Raw genomic sequence first — 618 nt, 5'->3', positions numbered from 1 at the left:
TCCCTAATCTAAACAGCAAAGGGGTGTAAGCCCCTGTGGACAAAACAATGAAAATCCTACACCACGGAGCGGTGAATGGCGTAACGGGTTCGTGTCACGAGCTTCGAATTTCCGATAAAAACAGTTCTGAACAACAAGGTATTCTGATTGATTGCGGATTGTTTCAAGGGGCCGAGACCTCTGGGCAGTCGAGTGAAAGCCAGCTTGAAATCGACTTCCCAGTTTCTCATATTAAAGCGCTTGTCGTGACCCATGTTCATATCGATCATGTCGGGCGCATTCCTTATCTTCTCGCTGCTGGCTTTGATGGGCCGATATACTGTTCTGAGCCGTCGGCTGTGCTTTTACCGCTGGTACTGGAAGATGCGGTGAAGATTGGTTTCACCCGTAATAAACAGATGATCCGACAATTTATGTCGGTGCTTAAGCAGCGTATTGTGCCGCTCAAATATGGTGATTTGTATTCAGTCTTTGAAGGTTTAGATATTTGCTTACAGCCAGCAGGTCATATTCTTGGCTCTGCTTATGTTGAGTGCTGTGTAAACCAGGGGAAGGACGCGCATACGTTTATCTTTTCGGGTGATTTAGGCGCTCCTCACTCTCCTTTGTTAGCCGCGC

1 protein-coding gene is annotated in these 618 nt (G+C 47.2%); it reads left to right on the top strand.

The genetic code is table 11. The features are described from left to right. Positions 1–47: 47 nt before the first annotated feature. Positions 48–618, top strand: a 571-nt coding sequence (locus tag A3763_RS05330) for an MBL fold metallo-hydrolase (protein WP_156494932.1), incomplete at its 3' end; no start/stop codon positions are given.

The organism is Oleiphilus sp. HI0128 (assembly GCF_001635365.1).
The sequence above is the reverse complement of the archived record's forward strand: the minus strand, read 5'-3'. Positions and strand labels throughout refer to the sequence as shown.